This is a genomic window from Aeromonas sp. sif2416, from assembly GCF_019218665.1.
GTDB lineage: Bacteria > Pseudomonadota > Gammaproteobacteria > Enterobacterales > Aeromonadaceae > Aeromonas > Aeromonas encheleia.
Genome location: NZ_JAHUXC010000003.1, coordinates 429,635 through 448,484, shown reverse-complemented (window position 1 = coordinate 448,484; position 18,850 = coordinate 429,635). Strand labels below are relative to the sequence as shown.

The 18,850-nt window shown below is 60.7% G+C and carries 20 protein-coding genes; 14 read left to right on the top strand and 6 right to left on the bottom strand.

Annotated elements, in window-relative coordinates; genetic code table 11:
• Positions 1 to 2: 2 nt before the first annotated feature.
• Both pspA and KW821_RS08320 read right to left on the bottom strand, forming a co-directional pair.
• Complete coding sequence (pspA, locus tag KW821_RS08325) at positions 3 to 665, bottom strand: phage shock protein PspA (RefSeq protein ID WP_218291111.1); 663 nt, start codon at positions 663 to 665, stop codon at positions 3 to 5.
• 207 nt (positions 666 to 872) lie between these two features.
• The gene (locus KW821_RS08320) at positions 873 to 1,601 is read right to left on the bottom strand and encodes a 1-acylglycerol-3-phosphate O-acyltransferase (RefSeq protein WP_218291110.1); all 729 of its coding nucleotides are present in this window, start codon (positions 1,599 to 1,601) and stop codon (positions 873 to 875) included.
• Positions 1,602 to 1,776: 175 nt separating this feature from the next.
• Here KW821_RS08320 and KW821_RS08315 point away from each other — a divergent pair, with 175 nt between their 5' ends.
• The 4 genes from KW821_RS08315 to KW821_RS08300 are packed head-to-tail and all read left to right on the top strand — an operon-like array spanning position 1,777 to position 5,535.
• Positions 1,777 to 2,154, top strand: coding sequence for a hypothetical protein (locus tag KW821_RS08315; RefSeq protein WP_042652024.1), 378 nt, complete (start codon positions 1,777 to 1,779; stop codon positions 2,152 to 2,154).
• A gap of 52 nt (positions 2,155 to 2,206) precedes the next feature.
• Complete coding sequence (locus KW821_RS08310; RefSeq protein WP_218291109.1) at positions 2,207 to 4,270, top strand: protein-disulfide reductase DsbD; 2,064 nt, start codon at positions 2,207 to 2,209, stop codon at positions 4,268 to 4,270.
• Positions 4,267 to 5,010, top strand: a complete 744-nt coding sequence (locus KW821_RS08305; RefSeq protein ID WP_218291108.1) for a DsbA family protein — start codon at positions 4,267 to 4,269, stop codon at positions 5,008 to 5,010. Before KW821_RS08310 ends, KW821_RS08305 begins: the two co-directional genes overlap by 4 nt.
• A gap of 3 nt (positions 5,011 to 5,013) precedes the next feature.
• Complete coding sequence (locus tag KW821_RS08300) at positions 5,014 to 5,535, top strand: protein disulfide oxidoreductase (RefSeq protein WP_218291107.1); 522 nt, start codon at positions 5,014 to 5,016, stop codon at positions 5,533 to 5,535.
• Between the two features lie 79 nt (positions 5,536 to 5,614).
• Here KW821_RS08300 and KW821_RS08295 read toward each other — a convergent pair whose 3' ends face one another.
• Positions 5,615 to 6,028: an EF-hand domain-containing protein gene (locus KW821_RS08295; protein WP_218291106.1), complete on the bottom strand. Its 414-nt coding sequence runs from the start codon at positions 6,026 to 6,028 to the stop codon at positions 5,615 to 5,617.
• Between the two features lie 320 nt (positions 6,029 to 6,348).
• Here KW821_RS08295 and KW821_RS08290 point away from each other — a divergent pair, with 320 nt between their 5' ends.
• The 9 genes from KW821_RS08290 to KW821_RS08250 all read left to right on the top strand — a co-directional run bounded on the left by KW821_RS08290 (position 6,349) and on the right by KW821_RS08250 (position 12,438).
• On the top strand, positions 6,349 to 6,633 hold the full coding sequence (locus tag KW821_RS08290; RefSeq protein ID WP_042652019.1) for a J domain-containing protein: 285 nt from the start codon (positions 6,349 to 6,351) through the stop codon (positions 6,631 to 6,633).
• A 23-nt stretch (positions 6,634 to 6,656) separates the two neighbouring features.
• Positions 6,657 to 7,187 carry a hypothetical protein gene (locus KW821_RS08285; RefSeq protein WP_042652018.1) on the top strand — a complete coding sequence of 177 codons (531 nt, stop codon included), beginning with the start codon at positions 6,657 to 6,659 and terminating at the stop codon, positions 7,185 to 7,187.
• Between the two features lie 13 nt (positions 7,188 to 7,200).
• Entirely contained in the window at positions 7,201 to 7,962 is a 762-nt protein-coding gene (locus KW821_RS08280; protein ID WP_042652017.1) for a hypothetical protein, read from the top strand.
• A 10-nt stretch (positions 7,963 to 7,972) separates the two neighbouring features.
• Positions 7,973 to 8,878 (top strand): hypothetical protein, encoded by a 906-nt coding sequence (locus tag KW821_RS08275; RefSeq protein WP_218291105.1) that lies wholly within the window; start codon positions 7,973 to 7,975, stop codon positions 8,876 to 8,878.
• A 547-nt stretch (positions 8,879 to 9,425) separates the two neighbouring features.
• Entirely contained in the window at positions 9,426 to 9,641 is a 216-nt protein-coding gene (locus KW821_RS08270; RefSeq protein WP_218291104.1) for a glycine zipper 2TM domain-containing protein, read from the top strand.
• A gap of 174 nt (positions 9,642 to 9,815) precedes the next feature.
• Entirely contained in the window at positions 9,816 to 10,196 is a 381-nt protein-coding gene (locus KW821_RS08265) for a VOC family protein (RefSeq protein WP_218291103.1), read from the top strand.
• A gap of 231 nt (positions 10,197 to 10,427) precedes the next feature.
• Positions 10,428 to 10,679: a hypothetical protein gene (locus KW821_RS08260; RefSeq protein ID WP_042652013.1), complete on the top strand. Its 252-nt coding sequence runs from the start codon at positions 10,428 to 10,430 to the stop codon at positions 10,677 to 10,679.
• Positions 10,680 to 10,759: 80 nt separating this feature from the next.
• On the top strand, positions 10,760 to 11,134 hold the full coding sequence (locus KW821_RS08255) for a hypothetical protein (RefSeq protein WP_218291102.1): 375 nt from the start codon (positions 10,760 to 10,762) through the stop codon (positions 11,132 to 11,134).
• A gap of 506 nt (positions 11,135 to 11,640) precedes the next feature.
• On the top strand, positions 11,641 to 12,438 hold the full coding sequence (locus tag KW821_RS08250; protein ID WP_218291101.1) for a CPBP family intramembrane glutamic endopeptidase: 798 nt from the start codon (positions 11,641 to 11,643) through the stop codon (positions 12,436 to 12,438).
• A gap of 126 nt (positions 12,439 to 12,564) precedes the next feature.
• On the opposite strand, the gene KW821_RS08245 is transcribed toward KW821_RS08250, so the two are convergent.
• A complete protein-coding gene (locus KW821_RS08245; protein WP_218291100.1) occupies positions 12,565 to 12,777 on the bottom strand; it encodes a hypothetical protein in 213 nt (70 codons plus the stop codon).
• A 282-nt stretch (positions 12,778 to 13,059) separates the two neighbouring features.
• Here KW821_RS08245 and KW821_RS08240 point away from each other — a divergent pair, with 282 nt between their 5' ends.
• Positions 13,060 to 14,439: a hypothetical protein gene (locus KW821_RS08240; protein ID WP_218291099.1), complete on the top strand. Its 1,380-nt coding sequence runs from the start codon at positions 13,060 to 13,062 to the stop codon at positions 14,437 to 14,439.
• Positions 14,440 to 14,495: 56 nt separating this feature from the next.
• Here the strand turns inward: KW821_RS08240 and parC are convergent, their stop codons facing one another.
• Positions 14,496 to 16,790: a DNA topoisomerase IV subunit A gene (gene parC, locus KW821_RS08235; protein WP_218291098.1), complete on the bottom strand. Its 2,295-nt coding sequence runs from the start codon at positions 16,788 to 16,790 to the stop codon at positions 14,496 to 14,498.
• An 84-nt stretch (positions 16,791 to 16,874) separates the two neighbouring features.
• Positions 16,875 to 18,770, bottom strand: a complete 1,896-nt coding sequence (parE, locus tag KW821_RS08230) for a DNA topoisomerase IV subunit B (protein WP_218291097.1) — start codon at positions 18,768 to 18,770, stop codon at positions 16,875 to 16,877.
• Between the last annotated feature and the right edge of the window lie 80 nt (positions 18,771 to 18,850).

Here is an 18,850-nt window from a genome sequence, read left to right as displayed (position 1 = left end):
GCTCACACCCCGACCTGCTGACCCTTCAGCTTCGCCAGCTCACGCTCTATCTCGTCATTGAGCTCCAGCTCGCGGAACTGGGCCTCCAGGGAGGGGTTCTGCCCCAGGGTTGCCGCCTCCAGCTGGGCTTCCAGCTGATCCACCCGACCCTGAAAGCCGTCGAAACGCGCCATCAGCTCATGCATGCGCTGGTTGTCGACCTGGGCACGGGCCCGGATCCGGCTGTGCGCCGTCTGCTCGCGCAGGGTCAGCATCTTCTGCTTCTCCCGCGCCTCGGTCAGCTTGCTCGCCAACCGCTCGCTGTCGGCGGTCAGCTGGGCCAGCACCTCGGCCACCCGGGCCTTGTCCTGCTCCAGTTGCTCGCATTTCTTGAGCTCCGCCAGCTTCTCGGTGAGGGCGGCGCGCGCCAAGTCTTCACGGCCCTTCTGGATGGCGAGCTCGGCCTTGGCCGCCCACTCCTGGATCTGGTGGCGCAGCGCCTGCTGATGGCGCTCCAGTTGCTTCTTCTCGGCGATGACGCGGGCGGCCTGGGTTCTCATCTCGACCTGCACCTGCTCCATCTCCTCGATCATCAGCCGCAGCATCTTCTCCGGCTCCTCACTCTTGTCGAGCAGGCTGTGCAGGTTGGCGTTGATCACGTCGGTCAGGCGGCTAAATACGCTCATGGTCTGGCTCCTCGTTCATGGGATGGGTATCTCTATCCATGACATTACAAGAGCCGTGCCAATATGATTTATTGTTGTTTTACATAGAGATGGAGATTAGCCGTCGAAATCCAAGGACCCTGAGTTGGTAAAAATAGCCAACATGGTGGTGATTTTAACCAACAAAAAAGGGAGCCAGCGGCTCCCTTCCTATCTCGTCGCGCGACCTCAGGCGGCCGGACTATGGCCGAGCCGGCTGTCCAGCTCGACCAGCTTGGCCTCCATCTGGGCCCGGCAGGTATCTGACAGATCGCGGATGCCGGCGGCGCCGTGCTCCTTGCTGCACAGGGGCGGCAGCATCTCCAGCAGGACCTCGCCGTTGTCCCAGCGGTTCAGATCGACCTGACCGAAGTAGCTGGAGCAGACGATGGGCACCACGGGCACCTCGGCCTGCACGGCGGTGTGGAAGGCGCCGGCCTTGAACGGCAGCAGACCGCGGCCCTTGGAGCGGGTCCCCTCCGGGAACATCCAGATGGAGGTGCCGTGATTCTTGATGCGATCCACCACCTGGCCTATGGTGCCGATGGCACGGGAGCGGTTGGATCTGTCGATCAGCACGTTGCCGGAGAGCCAGAAGAGGAGGCCGAAGAACGGCAGCCACAGCAGGCTCTTCTTGCCCACCGCCACCACGCCGGGCATGACGGCACCGGTCACGGTGAAGATGTCGAAGTTGCTCTGATGGTTGCAGACGTACACTGCCGGGCCGACCGCCTTGACCTCGTCCGGGATGATGACCCTGACCTTGAGCCCGATCAGCGGACAGACCGCGTGGTACATGCGGGCGAAGACATAGACGTTGTTGGGGTGGCGCGGACGCACCAGGCAGAGCAACAGACCAAACACAAACCAGAAGACGAGCAGCAGGGTTAGCAGCAGCACACGGGCAATTTTGAGCATCGAACACCTCGGATGTTAACTCGGCTCAGTATACTGGTCCCCCTTTTAGCGAACAAGCGTTCGCCAAACAGAACCGACCTCCCCCTGTCCGCGGATGGGCACACGACCAGACCCCCGACTTGCCCCACCCGCCATTGGCCGCTAGGATGTGCCCATCTTGATGGACGGGGCTAGCATGATGTTGCAACAACGCGCGGCGAAACGACTCCTGCTGCTGGTCTGCCTGCTGGTGCTCAACTGTGCGGCCCAGCCGCTGGCCCGGCTGGCCCTGCTCGATCAGGCCCTCGGCTGCCAGGCGCTGCCCGAACAGAGCAGTCCCGACGATCAGGATAGCGCCCGCGCCGCCAGCCCGCAGCCGAGCAGTTGCCAGCTCAACGGCAAGTGGCTGAGTGCCGCCAGCCTGCTCTGCGTCGAACAGCTGTTCTTCGCGGTCGCCCTGGTCATCGCCCTGCTGGCCCCGCTCTGGCGCTATACGCCCCCCTTGCCTCCTCCCAGGGTCATCTCGCCGCCCGAGCGGCGTCTTCATCTCACCCTCTGTGTCTGGCGGGAATGAGTTCGGCTGTTCGTTGATTAGCCGTCATTCATTTTTTTGCGAGACAAAACCGATGTCAAACCTTCTCAAGGCAACCCTGTTACTGGGCTGCTTGCTGTGGCAATCCATTGGATTGGCCAGCGACACGGGCTGGCTCACCAGCCCCCAGAACGATCACGCCAAGGTGCGGTTGCAGGCCGACCGCAGCGATCCCCAACAGACCCGCATCCTGCTCGAGGTCGAACTCGAGTCAGGCTGGAAGACCTATTGGCACAGCCCGGGTGAAGGGGGCATAGCGCCCCAGATCCTGTGGCACAAGCCCGTCACCGAGCTCCAATGGCGCTGGCCCGTACCCCGGCACTTCGAGGTGGCCGGGCTCAGCACCCAGGGCTATCAGAAAAGCGTCAGCTTTCCCATCAGCCTGCGCTACCCCAAAGAGCAGCCACTCGAAGGGATCCTGCGCCTCTCCACCTGCAGCAACGTCTGTATCCTGACCGACTACCCCTTCCGGCTCGACGCGGACGGTGCCGTGCCTGCCGGCTTCGACTTCGCCTACGCCAAAGGGATGAGCACCCTGCCCCAGCCGCTGCCGGCGGACATCAGGGTCAGCCTTGGTTATCAGCACAACCAGTTGCAACTGCTGGCGGAGCGTGCCGAGGGCTGGCAAAACCCGGCGCTCTTCATCGACGCCCTGGAGGGGGCCGAGTTTGGCAAGCCGGCGCTGGAGGTGCAGGGTACCCGCCTGATAGCCCGCGTGCCGGTCAGCGATGGCTGGCAGGGAGATGCGCCGGACATTCGCGGCAGCCGGCTCGGCCTGCTGCTCACCAGCGACGAACAGGCCTGGCAGACCGAGGCCCCCATAGGTGAGCCGCTCAGCCTGCCCGGCCAGCGCCAATCCCTGCTCTGGCTGCTGGGGGCGGCGCTGCTCGGCGGCCTCATCCTCAACCTGATGCCCTGCGTGCTGCCGGTGCTGGCGCTCAAGCTCGGCTCGGTGCTGCAACAGCAACACCGGCAGCAGACCGAGGTGCGCAAGCAGTTCCTCGCCGCCAGCGCCGGCATCCTCGCCTCCTTCTGGCTGCTGGCGGCCATGAGCAGCCTGCTGCGGGCCACCCAGGGGGCGGTCGGCTGGGGCATCCAGTTCCAGAGCGTCGGCTTCATCGGCTTCATGGTGGTGGTGACGGCGCTGTTCTGCGCCAACCTGCTGGGGCTGTTCGAGATCCGCCTGCCGAGCACCCTCAGCACCCGGCTGGCCACCAGCGGCGGCAATGGTCTCGGGGGTCACTTCCTGCAGGGGAGCTTTGCCACCCTGCTGGCCACCCCCTGCTCGGCGCCTTTCCTCGGCACCGCCGTCGCCTTCGCCCTGGCGGCGCCGCTGGCCGAGCTGTGGCTCATCTTCACCGCGCTCGGCATCGGCATGAGCCTGCCCTGGCTGCTGGTGGCGGCCCTGCCGCGCCTCGCGCTCTGGCTGCCGAAACCGGGCCGCTGGATGAGCCGGCTGCGCCTCCTGCTCGGCCTGCTGATGCTGGGCTCCAGCCTCTGGCTGATCAGCCTGCTCGGCAACCATCTGGGTGGCGTCACCAGCGGCTGGCTGATGGCGGCGCTGTTGCTGGTGCTGCTGGCAGGCATCATCTGGCGCTATGGCATCCGTGGTTTCACCCTGGCACTGTCGCTCAGTGCCCTGGTGGGCGGGGCCTGGCTGCTGGGCGGTGCCTTCACCGCCCAGGGCTCGGGCAGCCTCGACAGGGTGGCCTGGCAGCCCCTGTCGGAGCAGGCCATCAGCCAGGCGCTGGCCGACAACAAACGGGTGTTCGTGGATGTCACCGCCGACTGGTGCGTGACCTGCAAGGCCAATAAATACAATGTGTTGCTGCGCGATGAGGTGCAAGATGCCCTCTCGGCCCCCGATGTGGTGGCCCTGCGCGGTGACTGGAGCAGACCCAACGACGCCATCGCCGCCTTCCTGCGCAAGCGCGACGCGGCCGCCGTCCCCTTCAACCAGATCTACGGCCCAGGCCTGCCAGCGGGAGAGACACTCTCCCCGCTGCTGGACAAGGCCGACCTGCTGACCCTGTTGCGCCGCGCCGCCTCATCCCAAGGCGACGGCCAGTCCCCCCATTTCGAAGGAGAGAAAAAATGAAACCGACCCTGCGCACTCTGACCCTGATTGCCTCCCTGTCCGCCGGCCTGCTGGCCCCGGCCCTGCACGCCGCCCCCTTCACCCCGGAGCAGGAGGCCCGTATCAAAGAGCTGATCCGCGAGACCCTGGTGGCCAATCCGAAGATCCTCGACGAGGCGGCCGAATCCTGGGAGAAGCAGAACACCGCGGCCCAGGAGGCCCAGCTCGGTGACTTCATCAAGGGCAACAAGGACATGCTGTTCAACAGTGCCACCAGCCCGCGGCTCGGTGCCAAGAACCCCAAGCTGACCCTGGTGCTGTTCACCGACTACAACTGCCCCTACTGCAAACAGTTCGATCCGCAGATAGCCAAGCTGCTCAAGGCCTATCCGAACGATCTGGGGCTGGTGATCAAGCTGTTGCCGTTCAAGGGGCAGACCTCCGCCAAGGCGGCCCAGTACAGCCTGACCCTGTGGCAACAGGATCCGGCCCGCTTCCTGCCGCTCCACGACAAACTGATGAGCAAGCAGGGCATGCTGACCGAGGCGGACATCAACAAGGCGCTGGCGGCCACCGGCAATGTGGCGCTCAAACCTGAAGGCAAGGCCACCGAGGAGCTGCGCAATAGCCTGCGCATCGGCACCTTGCTGGGGGTGCAAGGCACACCGGCGACCCTGATCGGCAACCAGCTGGTGCCGGGCGCCCTCCCCTATGAACAGCTCGAACAGTTGGTGAAGGCCGAACTGGTCAAGCTGGGCTAAGGAATGGCGACCATCACCCAACCTCGCTGGAAACGCTGGGGCAAGGAGGCGATCTGGCTGCTGCTGGCGGGCCTGGTCATCTCCAGCCTGCTGGACTACTGGCGCGGCCCGACCCTGCCCGCCGGGGCCATGAGCGCCCCCCTCACCCTGCAGGATGGCAGCACCACCAGCCTCGCCGCCCTGAGCCAGGACAAACCGCTGCTGGTCTACTACTGGGCCAGCTGGTGCGGGGTGTGCCGCTTCACCACCCCGGCGGTGGAGCAGCTGTGGCAGGACGGTGGGCAGGTGCTGACGGTGGCGCTGCGCTCCGGCGGCGACGCCCAGTTGCGACAGGGCATGACCAGGAAGGGGCTGAGCTTCCCCACCCATAACGATGAGCAGGGCAGCCTCGCAGCCCAGTGGAAGATCGGGGTCACCCCGACCTTCCTCATCGTCAAGGATGGCGAGCTGGTGAGCAGCACCACCGGCTGGAGCAGCCGCTGGGGACTGCAGCTGCGGCTGCTGTGGGCCGACTGGTCACGCTAGCGAGTCATTCCCGCCCGCCAAGATGACAAGAGCCCGGTATTTCTACCGGGCTCTTTTTTACCTCGAAGGGGCGCAATCCTTAGGGCATCGACTGCTCGGCCCGCTGCTTCAGGCCGGCCCTGATGTCGGCCCGCTCGGCCTCGCTGATCATGCCGTCAGCGTTCTTGTCCAGGTGGGCGAAGATCTTCTCCTGGCGCTGCATGAACTGCGCCTTGGTCGTCTCCTGCCTGGGTTTCATGTTGGCCATCTTCTCCGGCGGGCTCTTGCCGGCCAGCTTCATCGCCTCATGCATCTTCGCCATGGCGGCCTCCTTCTCGGCAATCGAGAGCACGCCGTCACCATTCTGATCCTGCCGGGCGAAGCGCTGCTCGGCTTTCTCCATAAACTGGGCCTTGCTGATATCCCCCTTGATGAGTGGCTCGCCAGGCGGCTCATCGGCGGCGACGCTGAGACCACTAAAAAGCGCGAGGGAGAGAAGGTAGGGTTTGAACATGGCAATGTATTCCTCTTGCTGGCCCCGGCCTCGCCGAGCCCTGATGAAGATCGAGCAAGGTGCCGGATCAGCCGGACACCCCATCCCCGGTTTGGGCAACGCGACGGCAAAAGAGTTCCCGGCGGCCCTCCCCAGTGTAGCCCCGATGCCAATCGCCAACGGCGCCGGGCGCCATCCGCCTGTTCGTCGCCAGTTCGCTTCCTATTCATGGCGGCGGCGGCCTGTTTCCGGTAAAATGACGGGTTTTTGCCGTGCCTGGTTTTGCGAGCCCCAGGCGCCCACGGTGTGACTCCGACGATGCCAGTGATGCAGGATCTGCCATGAACAACTACTTTCGGGTGCTGGGCGTCAAGTCCAACGCCAACGAAAATGAGATCAAGAAAGCCTATCGACGGCTGTCTAACCAGTACCACCCCGACAAGCTGCTCGGGGCGACGGATGAAGAGCGAGAGCAGGCAGCCATCAAGCTGCACCAGGTGAAACAGGCCTACGAGGTGCTCAACGACCCCAAGGCACGGGCCGCCTTCATCAAGGATTTCAACAACGTCATCGTGACCGATCCCGCTTCTGCCATGCAGGAGATGTGGGACCAGTTCTACCCCTGATGCGCTAAGCAAGAAGAGCCACTATGCAAACAAAATGGGACCAGGCGCGGATCAAGGCGCTGATGCAGGATGCAAGCGAGAACATCGAATCCTATCGGGATCTCGACCAGCCCAAGGCACTGGAGCAGTTCACCGGCAAGATGAAGGCCCTGCTGCTGGCCGACACCAGCATGCTGGAATTCATGCCTGAATATCTGCCGCTCGCCCTCTATGGCCGGGTACAGTTTCCGCCCCAGGCCAAACAGGCCTGGGCAAAGTGGCTCGGCGGCAGCGTCCAGCCCTCCTGGGACGAATTCAAGGTGTCGGTGGCGTTCAACAATGCCGACCTGCCGCTGGTCAAGGCGGTGCGCGCCCTGAGCGAAGAAAAGCTCATCGAGGCCTGCGCCGTGCTCTATCTGCTGGACAACCCGCAGCCACGCGGTGGCCGCCATGCCGATGACGACTATGAGCTGCGCGATGAGGAGGAGGATGACGGAGAAGACGCCGACGCCGACTATCACGGCGGAGAAGGCGAGGAAGACGATCAGGACATGTACGACGAAGTGCGTTTCTAACTTGGGGTAAAGCATGAATAGTCTGATTGAAATTACCGCCATCGAGATCAAAGAGCTGGCCGTGATCGAGCCGAAGCAGGCCAGCGAGAAGTTCGAGCTGATCGCCATGACGATGTCCGACGAGCAGTTGGTCGAAGTCATTGAAAATATTGATATCGTTACCCTAACCCAGATCAACGGCCAGCACGACATGTCCTTCCCGTCGATCATCTCCGAGCTGATGACCCCGGAGCGGATCCGCGACATCGTCTGCCAGCAGCCGCTCTACTGGGAAGAGGCGATCAAGCACAACGCCGATGAGCTGCAACAGCACACCTTCGACTTCCTCAACTACCTGATCCGCACCCAGGACAACGAAGCCAAGCAGGCCGAGATCCTGGAGTGCATCGCCGAGGATCCGGCCGGCCTGTTCTACCTCGCCATCCCCTTCATCGAGTTCTATCGCGGTGAGCGCTTTGACGACGAGGAGGGCTATCAGGACCAGCTGCACGCCGAAGAGGAAGATCTCGAAGAGGCGCTCGCCTACAGCGATCGCCAGCTGAGCGAGGATGCCCACGACTATGCGCTGGACGATCCCCGCAGCCTGCTGATGCTGATACGTACCCTGGCGCCCGGGGTGGAGCAAGCCATCAAGGCGCTGCTGCGCAGCGAGAACAGCAGTTGGGATGGCATCATCAACAAGTTTGCCGCCGAGCTGGTGATGCAGGCCAAAGAGAAGAACCAGGTCGAGGACGAATACAAAGACGTCGACGACATGTTCAGCTTCCTGGATTGAGGCCCGCACCATGCAACTAGTGATCCGCGAGAGCAACCAGGGCCCCTTCCTGACCCAGGTACTGCGCTTTGGCCGCGACAACGAACGGCTGAGCGAGCAGCAACTGGCCGCCATCAAGGGCAAGGCGGTGCTGATGAGCCTGAAGTTCGCCGACAAGTACTACAACAAGTACAAGATGCACCTGCTGGAGCAGGCCGCCCACGACGTGATCGGGGTGGTCAGCCTGGGGCTGCAGGAGCTGTCACAGCAGGATCGCGCCAAGGCGCTGGCCCTGCTGCAGGCGCCGGAAGGCCCGGTCAAGCCGTTCCAGAAGGGCTGGTCCATGCTGATCTCGGTCAGCCCCAAGCAGCCCGGCGGCAAGAGCCTCTACGGCGAGGTGGATGCCCGCCTGCTGGACAAGATCTCCAGCCCGCCGGATGTGGAGGAGTGGCAGGGCTGGCAGGAGTACGAGAAGGCGCTGGTGGAGCACAACAAGACCCGCCTGCTGGGCCTGCTGGAGCAGCACTTCTTCGCCTATGAGAGCGACCACCCCACCATGGAGGACAAGCTGGCCGAGGCGCTGCTCTATCGCATCCTCTGCGGCCAGGGCAGCGGCGCCGCCCAGCTCAGGGTCAAGCAGGATCTCAAGCGCCGCCTGGGGCGGGACCTAGTGCTGCAAGAAGCCTGGTACGACACCGACTATCTGGCCGCCCAGCTCGAGCTGATGCTGGCCGAGCTGCCGGGGGATCTCGTCACCGGTCTGCGCCAGGAGCTGAGCCCCGGCTTCGTGCCCAACCTGCTGCACACCCTGGGCTTCGTGCGCCAGTACCAGCTGCTGCAACAAGCCAATGCCTCGCCGGAGAAGCTCGACAACGTCGAGATGCGCGCCGGTCTCAAGCACCCCTTGCTCGGCTGGCCGCTCTACCACGACTTCTGATGGCAGGCGCTGCCTCCCTTCGTCGTACCCCAACGCCTGGCCTCGCCGGGCGTTGTCATCTCTGACGAGCGCAGGCCGCGGCGCCTTGCCCTCTTCTCCCCTCGCGAGAGCAGGGCCGGGCAAGGGGCAGGCCAGCCATCCGGCCCCATAAATGCAGGAGGTAAAATGAACCGGAACCGTCGGCGCAACGTATATCACTCCAGCAGGGTCGCCAACACCGAGGGTCTGCAGGGCTCAGTTGATGGGGTTATGTGCCGCCGCAAGCGGTCACTGCGGCAAGCGCCGATGAGCGGCAGTGGCAAAAGAAAGGTCACCCTATAGGTGCTAGCGTACAGACGCGCTGGCGGGAGGTGGGGGAAGATGGTCGCCATAACGACCAAACGCCTGGCAGAGCACCCGACCCATATCAGACATCTTGCCCCATCGCTCCATATGCCCGCCGGATCCGCCGTTGAGCAACCATCATCCGGCTTGCGCGTCGGGCTCAGGCTCGGTAACCGCCTGATCGGGACACCCTAACGTATGATCAGTATCAAGAGGTAACCCCATGAAGAAGATCCATCGTTTAGCTAAAGGCGCCGTGACCATGGTCATGCTGTTTGGCCTGGCTGCTTGTTCCGGCATGTCGCAACAGGGCAAGAGCACCGCCATAGGGGCCGGTATAGGAGCCGTCGGTGGCGCCGTGCTGACCGGCGGCAGTGCGGCCGGCACCGTTGGCGGGGCCGTGGTCGGTGGCGTGATTGGCCATGAGATCAAGAAATAGGCACCGCATCGCGGCGAGTGAGCCAGCTCAGTGCTGGCGCCGCCCGCTCCCATCCATGTGATCCAACGCCCGGCCTGACCGGGCGTTGTCCTATCCGTGGCTTGCTGCCCCATAATCTGGCTTGGGATGGGGGAAGACGGGCTTGGGCCCACAGGCTTTTCAGGAGGCGTGCAGATGGCGCAGGATGAGCAAAGACCGCCGGTTGGCGTGGCCCATGTGATGTTGCAGACCGACCGGATGAAGGAGTCCGCCCGCTTCATGCGCCAGCTCGGCATGAGACCCATCTTCGACGGGCCTGAGATCAGCGTCTACGAGATGCGCGGCGGCACCCACCTGCTCCTGATGCGACGGGATCGCGTCCTGGCGGGCGAGGCCCCGTTCGATCTGATGGTCGACGATCTGCACGAGACCCACCGCCGCCTGAGCGCCCTGGGGCTGGCGCCCTCGCCGATCGAGGCGCGCCCCGCCATCGGCCACGAGGTCTTTACCCTGCGCGAGCCAGCCGGCCACCTTCTCAGCGTCTTCTCCAGCCACGCCTCGGGCAAGCCCATATGACACGGCCTGGCACCCCACATCGCCGCTAGCAGAGCATCAGGCCGCACGAGGCGCGATCGGCCGCCATTGCCCTACGCCAATGATGTTCGCACAGGATTGATGACCCCGCGCCGATCAGGCGCCCTACCTCGTTAGCATAATTGGCCTACAACTTGTCAGGGATATAATGACTCCCCCATACCAGTAGCAGGGGAGCAAGGCATGAGCAGAAAACCCGACAGGATCACCGCGATGCAGCAGATCATCGATGCCGTGAAGCAGGAATTCCCGCTCTATCAGCCAGATACCTTCAGATGCGGGCCGGACAATACTTGCATCGGCTGCCCCAAGAAGCTGATGGAGCTGGTGGATACCGACCTCTCCTATTGGCAATATCAGATCGATCGCGGCATTCCGCCCACCTTCGACGAGCTCTATAGTTTTGGCAAGATGTGCAAGAACATCCGCCGGGCGCTGGTGCGCAATGGCCGGATCCCCGCCTGATATTGCCAGCTGTCCACGAACGGTCGATCAGACAGCCCTGCGCCGATACTGATGGCAGGGGAAGAGCCAAGGAGAAGAGCATGACCCAGGAAAGGATCCAGACCCAGTACCGGCTCGCCGGCCCCTTTGCCACCCGGGCCGAGCTGGAACAGGCGATCGCCCGGGCGATAGAGGCCCACAAGCGGGACTTCTTCCCCCTGCTGGAGCGGCTGGTGGATGAGGGAAATCCCGGGGTCAATCTGAGCCAGGAGCACCCACCGCAAGTGCTGGGCATCGAACTCGACGAGGGAAACACCCAGGGCCTGGCCCACCTCAGCTACGAATCCAACTTCTTCGAGGGCTGCCTGATCGTCGACGAATACGAGCGGCACCGGATCGGCGTGCCCTTTAGCCTGGAAGGAGATGTGCTTGTCTTCGACGTTGAGCTGCCCATCGCCTGGAATTTCAATAACTAAGACTCAACCCCCTCTGCCAAAGGGAGAGGGAATAAACCCGCTTTCCACTATCCCAACACCACGTCGAGTCATGCTCCACCGTCGCTGTCTTTGCTCCCTTCTCCCACTCTTTGCATGGAAAGGGGAGAAGGGCCGGGGATGAGGCCATCGCTGCGGGAACAACCGACACAGAGCAAGAAGTTGAATCTTGGGTGGCAACAACCCAGTTGTTACTAAGTCGGCCAGGTTGTATTAAAAAAGTGATAGAAAACATTTCATTACAAATTATAAGGGTGGACATCAATTGAGCATTTAACTCTCTTGGTGATATAAGAATGTTTTCGATGCAGAAAAATAAATGCTTTATAACTAACGGCATGCAGGAAATACACAGGCTGCTAGCTCTCACTTCCTTTGTTACAGCCTTGATTGTTAAAGTTTAAATAAAGGTGTGAGAGTGACTGACTAGCCATGCCATCGGATGTGCAGTCGCGCCCTGACAACCGAATTAAATATCGAGCATCACCATGAGCGAATATAAATCTGTGGCCATAACGACATTGAATGACGGTGATTGCTATGGCTTCGAGCGCAAAAGTGCCGGGGACTTCCCTTTTTATCGCCAAGAGCCTCATGCATTATCCACCCGTGGCTGGGTGTTGATCCTGCTTGGCGTGGCGCTGGGCTTCGCAGCGCTGACGGCCCCCATGGCGTTTTATAAGACCACAGTGGACGGCTTTGTACCCGCCATCCTGTTCCCTCTCATCCCCCTGGTCGTGCTCGCCATGGTGGCGGGTCCAGCATGGCGGGCACTGTTTAGAAGGCCTGGGCTGCGGGATCTCGTCTTGATGCTGGTGATTGCTGGCGCCAATATCCTGGTGTCCGTTATCGTTGCCTTATTGCTGCAGCATGTTTTCCAGATGAATGGCAATCCTGTGAGCAACATGCTGGCAGAAGCCTCCAATACGGCACGCATCCTCTTTTATTTAAAAACGGCCCCTCAGCTCTTCGGCGAGGAGGTGGTCTCCATATTGCCTTTTCTTGCTGTCCTCTGGTTCTGTCACGAAAGACTCAACATGACTCGCAAGCGGGCGCTGCTTGCAGCCTGGCTCTGCACTGCCCTCATCTTCGGGGCCATGCACCTGCCCACTTATGACTGGAATTTTCTGCAATGTTTTCTGGTGATCGGCACGGCCCGCATCGTGCTGTTGAGTGGCTACATCATCACCAAAAATATCTGGGTATCGACCGGCGCACACATCATCAATGATTGGCTGCTGTTTACCATCATGGTGGTCTTTCTGGGTGGCCATGCCGGCATATAAAGCAACAGGCTGGGGCATGATCACAAGAAAGGAGCCTTGCTGGCTCCTTTCGTCATTACCCAGCGCATATAAAAGGCGAGGCCCTTGCCTCGCCTTTGCCCGCTTCAGGTGAGCATCAGGTGAGCATCAGGTGAGATAGTAACGCCACGACCTGATCGGCTCTGCATAGCCGACCCGGATGCAGAAGGGGGCAAGCTCGTGATTGGCCTGCTCCAGGCTGAGGGGCTGGTGAGTATCCTCCCGACACCACTGCACGAACTCGTCGCTGTTGAAGCTGTAGTGATCCCCGTGAAAGACCCCGTGAGCCTCGATAAGCCCGATGGCTTTCTCCGTTTCCATGTTTGGCCTCCTGGCACTGTGCTGCTCCCTTCAAGGTTAGCGAGCAGGAACGATTGGCGGGGTCTGAATGTCCATGCCGGAAGCGCAGTAGCGATAGGTAGAAAAGAGGGGTGGCCAGCAGGGTAGCAACAACAGATTTTCGTGAACGTCTGATTACACCTAGCCAATCAACCCTACAGCTCTTTTTATAAACCCAACCTAGGGATACACTCATTCCAAAATGCCAGTTAGCATATTGACTGTTCTGCCACTGGCTTCATAGAAAAATATAGAGGGTTGAAGATGCATACCAAAATATCAGAGCTAATAATATCCCTTGAGAACTTGTACGACTCAATTGTAGAGAAAAAATTACCCGGTGAAAACTTTACCGCCTCTTTCGGATGGAATTATCCAAGCATATCTATCCACAATATAACCGACACAATAATAAACATAACTGAGAGGCTTAACAAATATACATCCCCTGATATACCAAAGGAATTCGAAGACAGCGTTGATAGTTTGATTGAAGATTTAAATAAGCAAACTGACATTGTTAAGCAATATCTCGTGCATGATGCTGGAAGAATAAACACAATTGTCCCATCAATTTTATTCCTCTTGCAAATAATATCCTGCGATATAGAAACACAGTTATATTCATGGGATCAAATTGATAATAAGAAACTAATCCCCAAGAATCTTAAAAATAGGATTAGAGCTCTCAACTTACAACTTGAGACCTTAGAAGGTGACTGTGAAAACATCAGTGGTAAAGTTAACACCATAAACAGTGCTTATGAAACCGCTGAATCATTGCCAGCCGTAATACAAGATTTGAATGATGCAAGAGATAAGCTAGCTTCAACAATAAAAGAAGCAAGAGATGACATCAATAAATACAGAAATGAAATTTCAGAAATAAAAGACAATATAAGCATAACAAAATCAAAGTCGAATGCCATGCATGATGAGATTAAACACTGGCTCGCGGAAACTGAAAGTCATGCAAAAAATGCATCCAGCCTAGTATCTCAATGTGACGACGCTCTGCAAATAACAACTACTCAAGGACTTGCCGCTGGCTTCGATCAAAAAGCAAAAGAACTTCAAAACTCAATCTGGGTGTGGATTATAGGCCTTTTGGTAGCGCTTGCTTTTGGCATCGGTATCGGGTCTAGTCGAGTTGCTGATTTTACAGAGGCATTAAAGGGTGATTTAACGGCTGGCCAAGCGATATTACATACTATTATTTCTATTTTCTCTATTGGTGGCCCTCTATGGCTTGCTTGGATCTCAACACAGCAAATTAACCATAGATTTAAACTTTCAGAAGATTACTCTTATAAAGCAACTGTTGCAAAGGCATTTACTGGCTTTAGGAAAATATCTGAAGGCTTCAATCAAGAAACCAGTGAGCGACTTTTCAACTCAACATTAGATCGTTTTGATGAGATGCCACTGAGATTGGTATCAGGAAAAGACTACAATAGCCCATGGCATGAATTCATAGATTCGGAAGCTTTTAAAAAAGCTATCGACATGGTTCCATCCCTTGCAAAAGAGGCTGGCCGTTTCGCCGAAAGCACCAAGCTAAACAGAAAAATCCCTACTCCAAAAAACGATGATGGAATAGTTAAGGATAAGGCTGTAGAAAAACCAGCAGCCAATAAAGAATAGCTATTTAATATTTTTAACGTATGTAGGAAAGGGCGCTTTCGCGCCCTTCTTATTTATTACGCTTCCAGATTTTCCCCGGCTGCTGGCTCGGCACCGGCAGCGGGTTCAATCTCGATTCGGTCCACCCGCTGCAAGCCGCGGGGCAGCTTGGCGCCGCGGCGGCCGCGCTCGCCGCGGTAGTAGTCGAGGTCGGATGGCTTGAGGGTCAGCTTGCGCTTGCCGGCGAACAGGGTGACATATTGCCCCTGCGGTATGATGGCGGCCATCACCATAAACTCCTCCCGCGCCTTGACGCGAGCGGAGGGGATGCTGATGAGCTTGTTGCCCTTGCCCTTGCCGAGCACCGGCAGGGTGCTGAGCGGGAACAGCAGCATGCGCCCCTCGTTGGAGATGGCCATGCAGAGATCGGTCTCCGGCGAGCCAATCTTCTGGGGCGCCATCACCAGGCCCCCTTCCGGCACGCTGAGCAGCGCCTTGCCGTTCTTGTTCTTGCCGATGAGATCGTCATAGGTGCAGACGAAGCCATAACCGGCATCGGAACAGATGAGATAGGGTTCCCCCTCGTTGCCCATCACCAGATGACGCACCTCCTCGCCGGCCCCCAGCGCGAAGCGGCCGGTGAGTGGCTCGCCCTGGCTGCGGGCCGATGGCAGAGTGTGGGCCTCCAGCGCATAGGTTCTCCCCAGGGTGGAGAGGAACACCGCCTGCTGGTTGCTGCGGCCACAGGCGTGGGCCAGATAACCATCCCCCGCCTTGTAGGAGAGGCCCTCCACGTCCACGTCGTGGCCCTTGGCGGCGCGCACCCAGCCCGCGCCCGACAGGATGACGGTGACCGGCTCGCTCGGCACCAGCTCCTTCTCGGTCAGTGCCACCGCGGTGGCACGCTCCACCAGCGGGGTGCGGCGATCGTCGCCGTACTTCTCGGCATCCGCCAGCAGCTCCTTCTTGAGCAGGGTGTTGAGGCGGCGCTCTGAACCCAGCAGCAGCTCCAGCTTGTCGCGTTCGATGGCCAGCTCATCCTGCTCGGCGCGCAGCTTGAACTCTTCGAGCTTGGCCAGATGGCGCAGTTTCAGCTCGAGGATCGCCTCGGCCTGGGTCTCGCTGATGTTGAAGCGCTCAATCATCACCTTGCCCGGCTCATCCTCGGTGCGGATGATCTCGATCACCTCGTCGATGTTGAGGTAGGCGACCAGCAAGCCTTCGAGGATGTGCAGGCGGGACAGCACCTTGTCGAGCCGATACTGCAGGCGACGGCGCACCGTCTCGCGGCGGAAGACGATCCACTCGGACAGGATCATCTTGAGGGTCTTCACCTGGGGTCTGTTGTCCAGCCCCAGGATGTTGAGGTTGACCCTATAGTTCTTCTCCAGATCCGTGGTGGCGAACAGGTGGGCCATCAGCCCCTCCATGTCCACCCGGTTGGAGCGGGGGATGATCACCAGTCGGGTCGGGTTCTCATGATCCGACTCGTCCCGCAGATCGCTGACCATGGGCAGCTTCTTGGCCACCATCTGGGCGGCGATCTGCTCCATGATCTTGGCGCCCGAGGCCTGATGAGGCAGCGCCGTGATGACGATGTCGCCATCCTCCTCGCTCCACACCGCCCGCTGCTTGATGGAGCCCTTGCCGGTCTCGTAGATTTTACGGATGTCATCGCGCGGGGTGATGATCTCGGCGCTGGTCGGGTAGTCCGGTCCCTGGATGTGCTGCATCAGCACATCCAGCCCGGCATCGGGGTTGTCCAGCAGCTCGGCACAGGCCAGAGCCACTTCCCGCGCGTTGTGGGGCGGGATGTCGGTCGCCATGCCCACGGCGATGCCGGTGATGCCGTTCAGCAGTATGTGCGGCAGGCGGGCGGGCAGCACCACCGGCTCCTTCATGGTGCCGTCGAAGTTCGGGGTCCACTCCACCGTGCCCTGGCCGAGCTCGGAGAGCAGCAGCTCGGAGAAGCGCGACAGCCGCGCCTCGGTGTAACGCATGGCGGCGAAGGACTTGGGATCGTCCGGTGCCCCCCAGTTGCCCTGACCGTCCACCAGCGGGTAGCGGTAGGAGAAGGGCTGGGCCATCAGCACCATGGCCTCGTAACAGGCGCTGTCGCCGTGGGGGTGGTACTTACCCAGCACGTCACCCACGGTACGGGCGGACTTCTTGTGCTTGGAGAGCGCCGACAGACCCAGCTCGCTCATGGCGTAGATGATGCGCCGCTGCACGGGTTTGAGGCCATCGCCGATGTGGGGCAGGGCCCGGTCCATGATGACGTACATGGAGTAGTTCAAGTAAGCCTGTTCGGTAAAGGTGCGCATTGGCTGGCGCTCTACCCCATCCAGACTGAGCTCGATAGCATCACTCATGTGATAGTTCTCTTTCGGTTCGGGGGCCGCCACAGGGCGACTCCGGCTAAATGCTTGCTGGCCCGTACAGGGCCAGCCGACGGCTTAGATGATGGCGAGGTTGCCCTTCTCTTCCAGCCACTCGCGGCGATCCGGGGCGCGCTTCTTGGCCAGCAGCATGTCCATCAGCTGCAGGGTCTCGTCCCCCTCCTCCAGCTCGCCCATGGTGAGCTGCACCAGACGGCGGGTGTTGGGATCCATGGTGGTTTCCCGCAGCTGTTTCGGGTTCATCTCGCCCAGACCCTTGAATCGGGTCACCATCACCTTGCCCTTCTTCTTCTCGGCCTCGACCCGCTGCAGCACGCCGTTCTTCTCGTCCTCGTCGAGGGCATAGAACACCTCCTTGCCGATGTCGATCCGGTAGAGCGGCGGCATGGCCACATAGACGTGGCCCTTGTTGACCAGGGTGCGGAAGTGCCTCACGAACAGGGCGCACAGCAGGGTGGCGATGTGCAGACCGTCCGAGTCCGCATCCGCCAGTATGCACACCTTGCCGTAGCGCAGGCCGCTGAGATCCTCGGAGTCCGGGTCCAGGCCGATGGCCACCGAGATGTCGTGCACTTCTTGCGAGGCGAGCACCTGGCCGGCCTCCACCTCCCAGGTGTTCAGGATCTTGCCGCGCAGGGGCATGATGGCCTGGAACTCGCGGTCCCGCGCCTGCTTGGCGCTGCCGCCCGCGGAGTCACCCTCCACCAGGAACAGCTCCCCCTGCATGGGGTCGGCGCAGTTGCAGTCGGTGAGCTTGCCGGGCAAGGCCGGACCCTGGGTAATCTTCTTGCGCACCACCGTCTTGGCGGCGCGCAGCCGGCGCTGGGCGCTGCTGATGCAGATCTCGGCGATCTGCTCCGCCAGCTCGGTGTTGCTGTTCAGGTAGAGGCTGAAGGCATCCTTCACCACCCCGGACACGAAGGCCGAGCTCTGGCGGGACGACAGCCGCTCCTTGGTCTGGCCGGCGAACTGGGGATCCTGCATCTTGACCGAGAGGATGTAGGCGCAGCGATCCCAGATGTCTTCCGGGGTCAGCTTGACCCCGCGCGGTAGCAGATTGCGGAACTCGCAGAACTCGCGCATGGCGTCGAGCAAGCCCTGGCGCAGGCCGTTGACGTGGGTGCCGCCCAGCGCCGTGGGGATCAGGTTCACATAGGATTCGGCGAGGCACTCGCCCCCCTCCGGCAGCCAGCACAGCGCCCAGTCCACCGCGGACTGCTCGGTGCTGAAGGCGCCGATGAAGGGCTGCTCCGGCAGGCAGGTGAACTGCTTGACCGCATCGATCAGGTAATCCTTGAGGCCATCTTCGTAGCACCACTCCAGCTTGATGCCGGTGTTCTTGTCGAGGAACTTGATGGTGAGGCCGGGGCAGAGCACGGCCTTGGCCTTGAGCAGGTGCTCCAGCTTGCTGACCGAGAAACGGGGCGAGTCGAAATAGCTCGCCTGGGGCCAGAAGCGCACCCGGGTGCCGGTGTTGCGGCGCCCGCAGGTGCCGCTGATGGTCAGCTCCTGCACCTTGTCGCCGCGCTCGAAGGCGATGTCATAGACCTGACCGTCGCGACGCACCGTCACCTCGACCCGGTCGGAGAGCGCGTTCACCACAGAGATGCCCACCCCGTGCAGACCGCCGGAGAACTGGTAGTTCTTGTTGGAGAACTTGCCACCCGCGTGCAGCTTGCAGAGGATCAGCTCGACCCCCGAGACCCCCTCCTCCGGGTGAATGTCGACCGGCATGCCACGGCCGTCATCGATCACCTCGAGGGACTGGTCTTCAAACAGCGTCACCTCCAGGGTGCGGGCATGGCCCGCCAGCGCCTCGTCGACGCTGTTGTCGATGACCTCCTGGCCGAGGTGATTGGGCCTGGTGGTGTCGGTGTACATGCCGGGGCGGCGACGCACCGGTTCGAGGCCATTGAGGACCTCAATGGCATCCGCATTGTATTGAGTGGACATGGAGGGCCTTGCGAATTGACGTTTGGGGAGGATCTTACTCGTTGGGACGGCGTTGGACAAACCCGGCGGTGGCAAAGGGT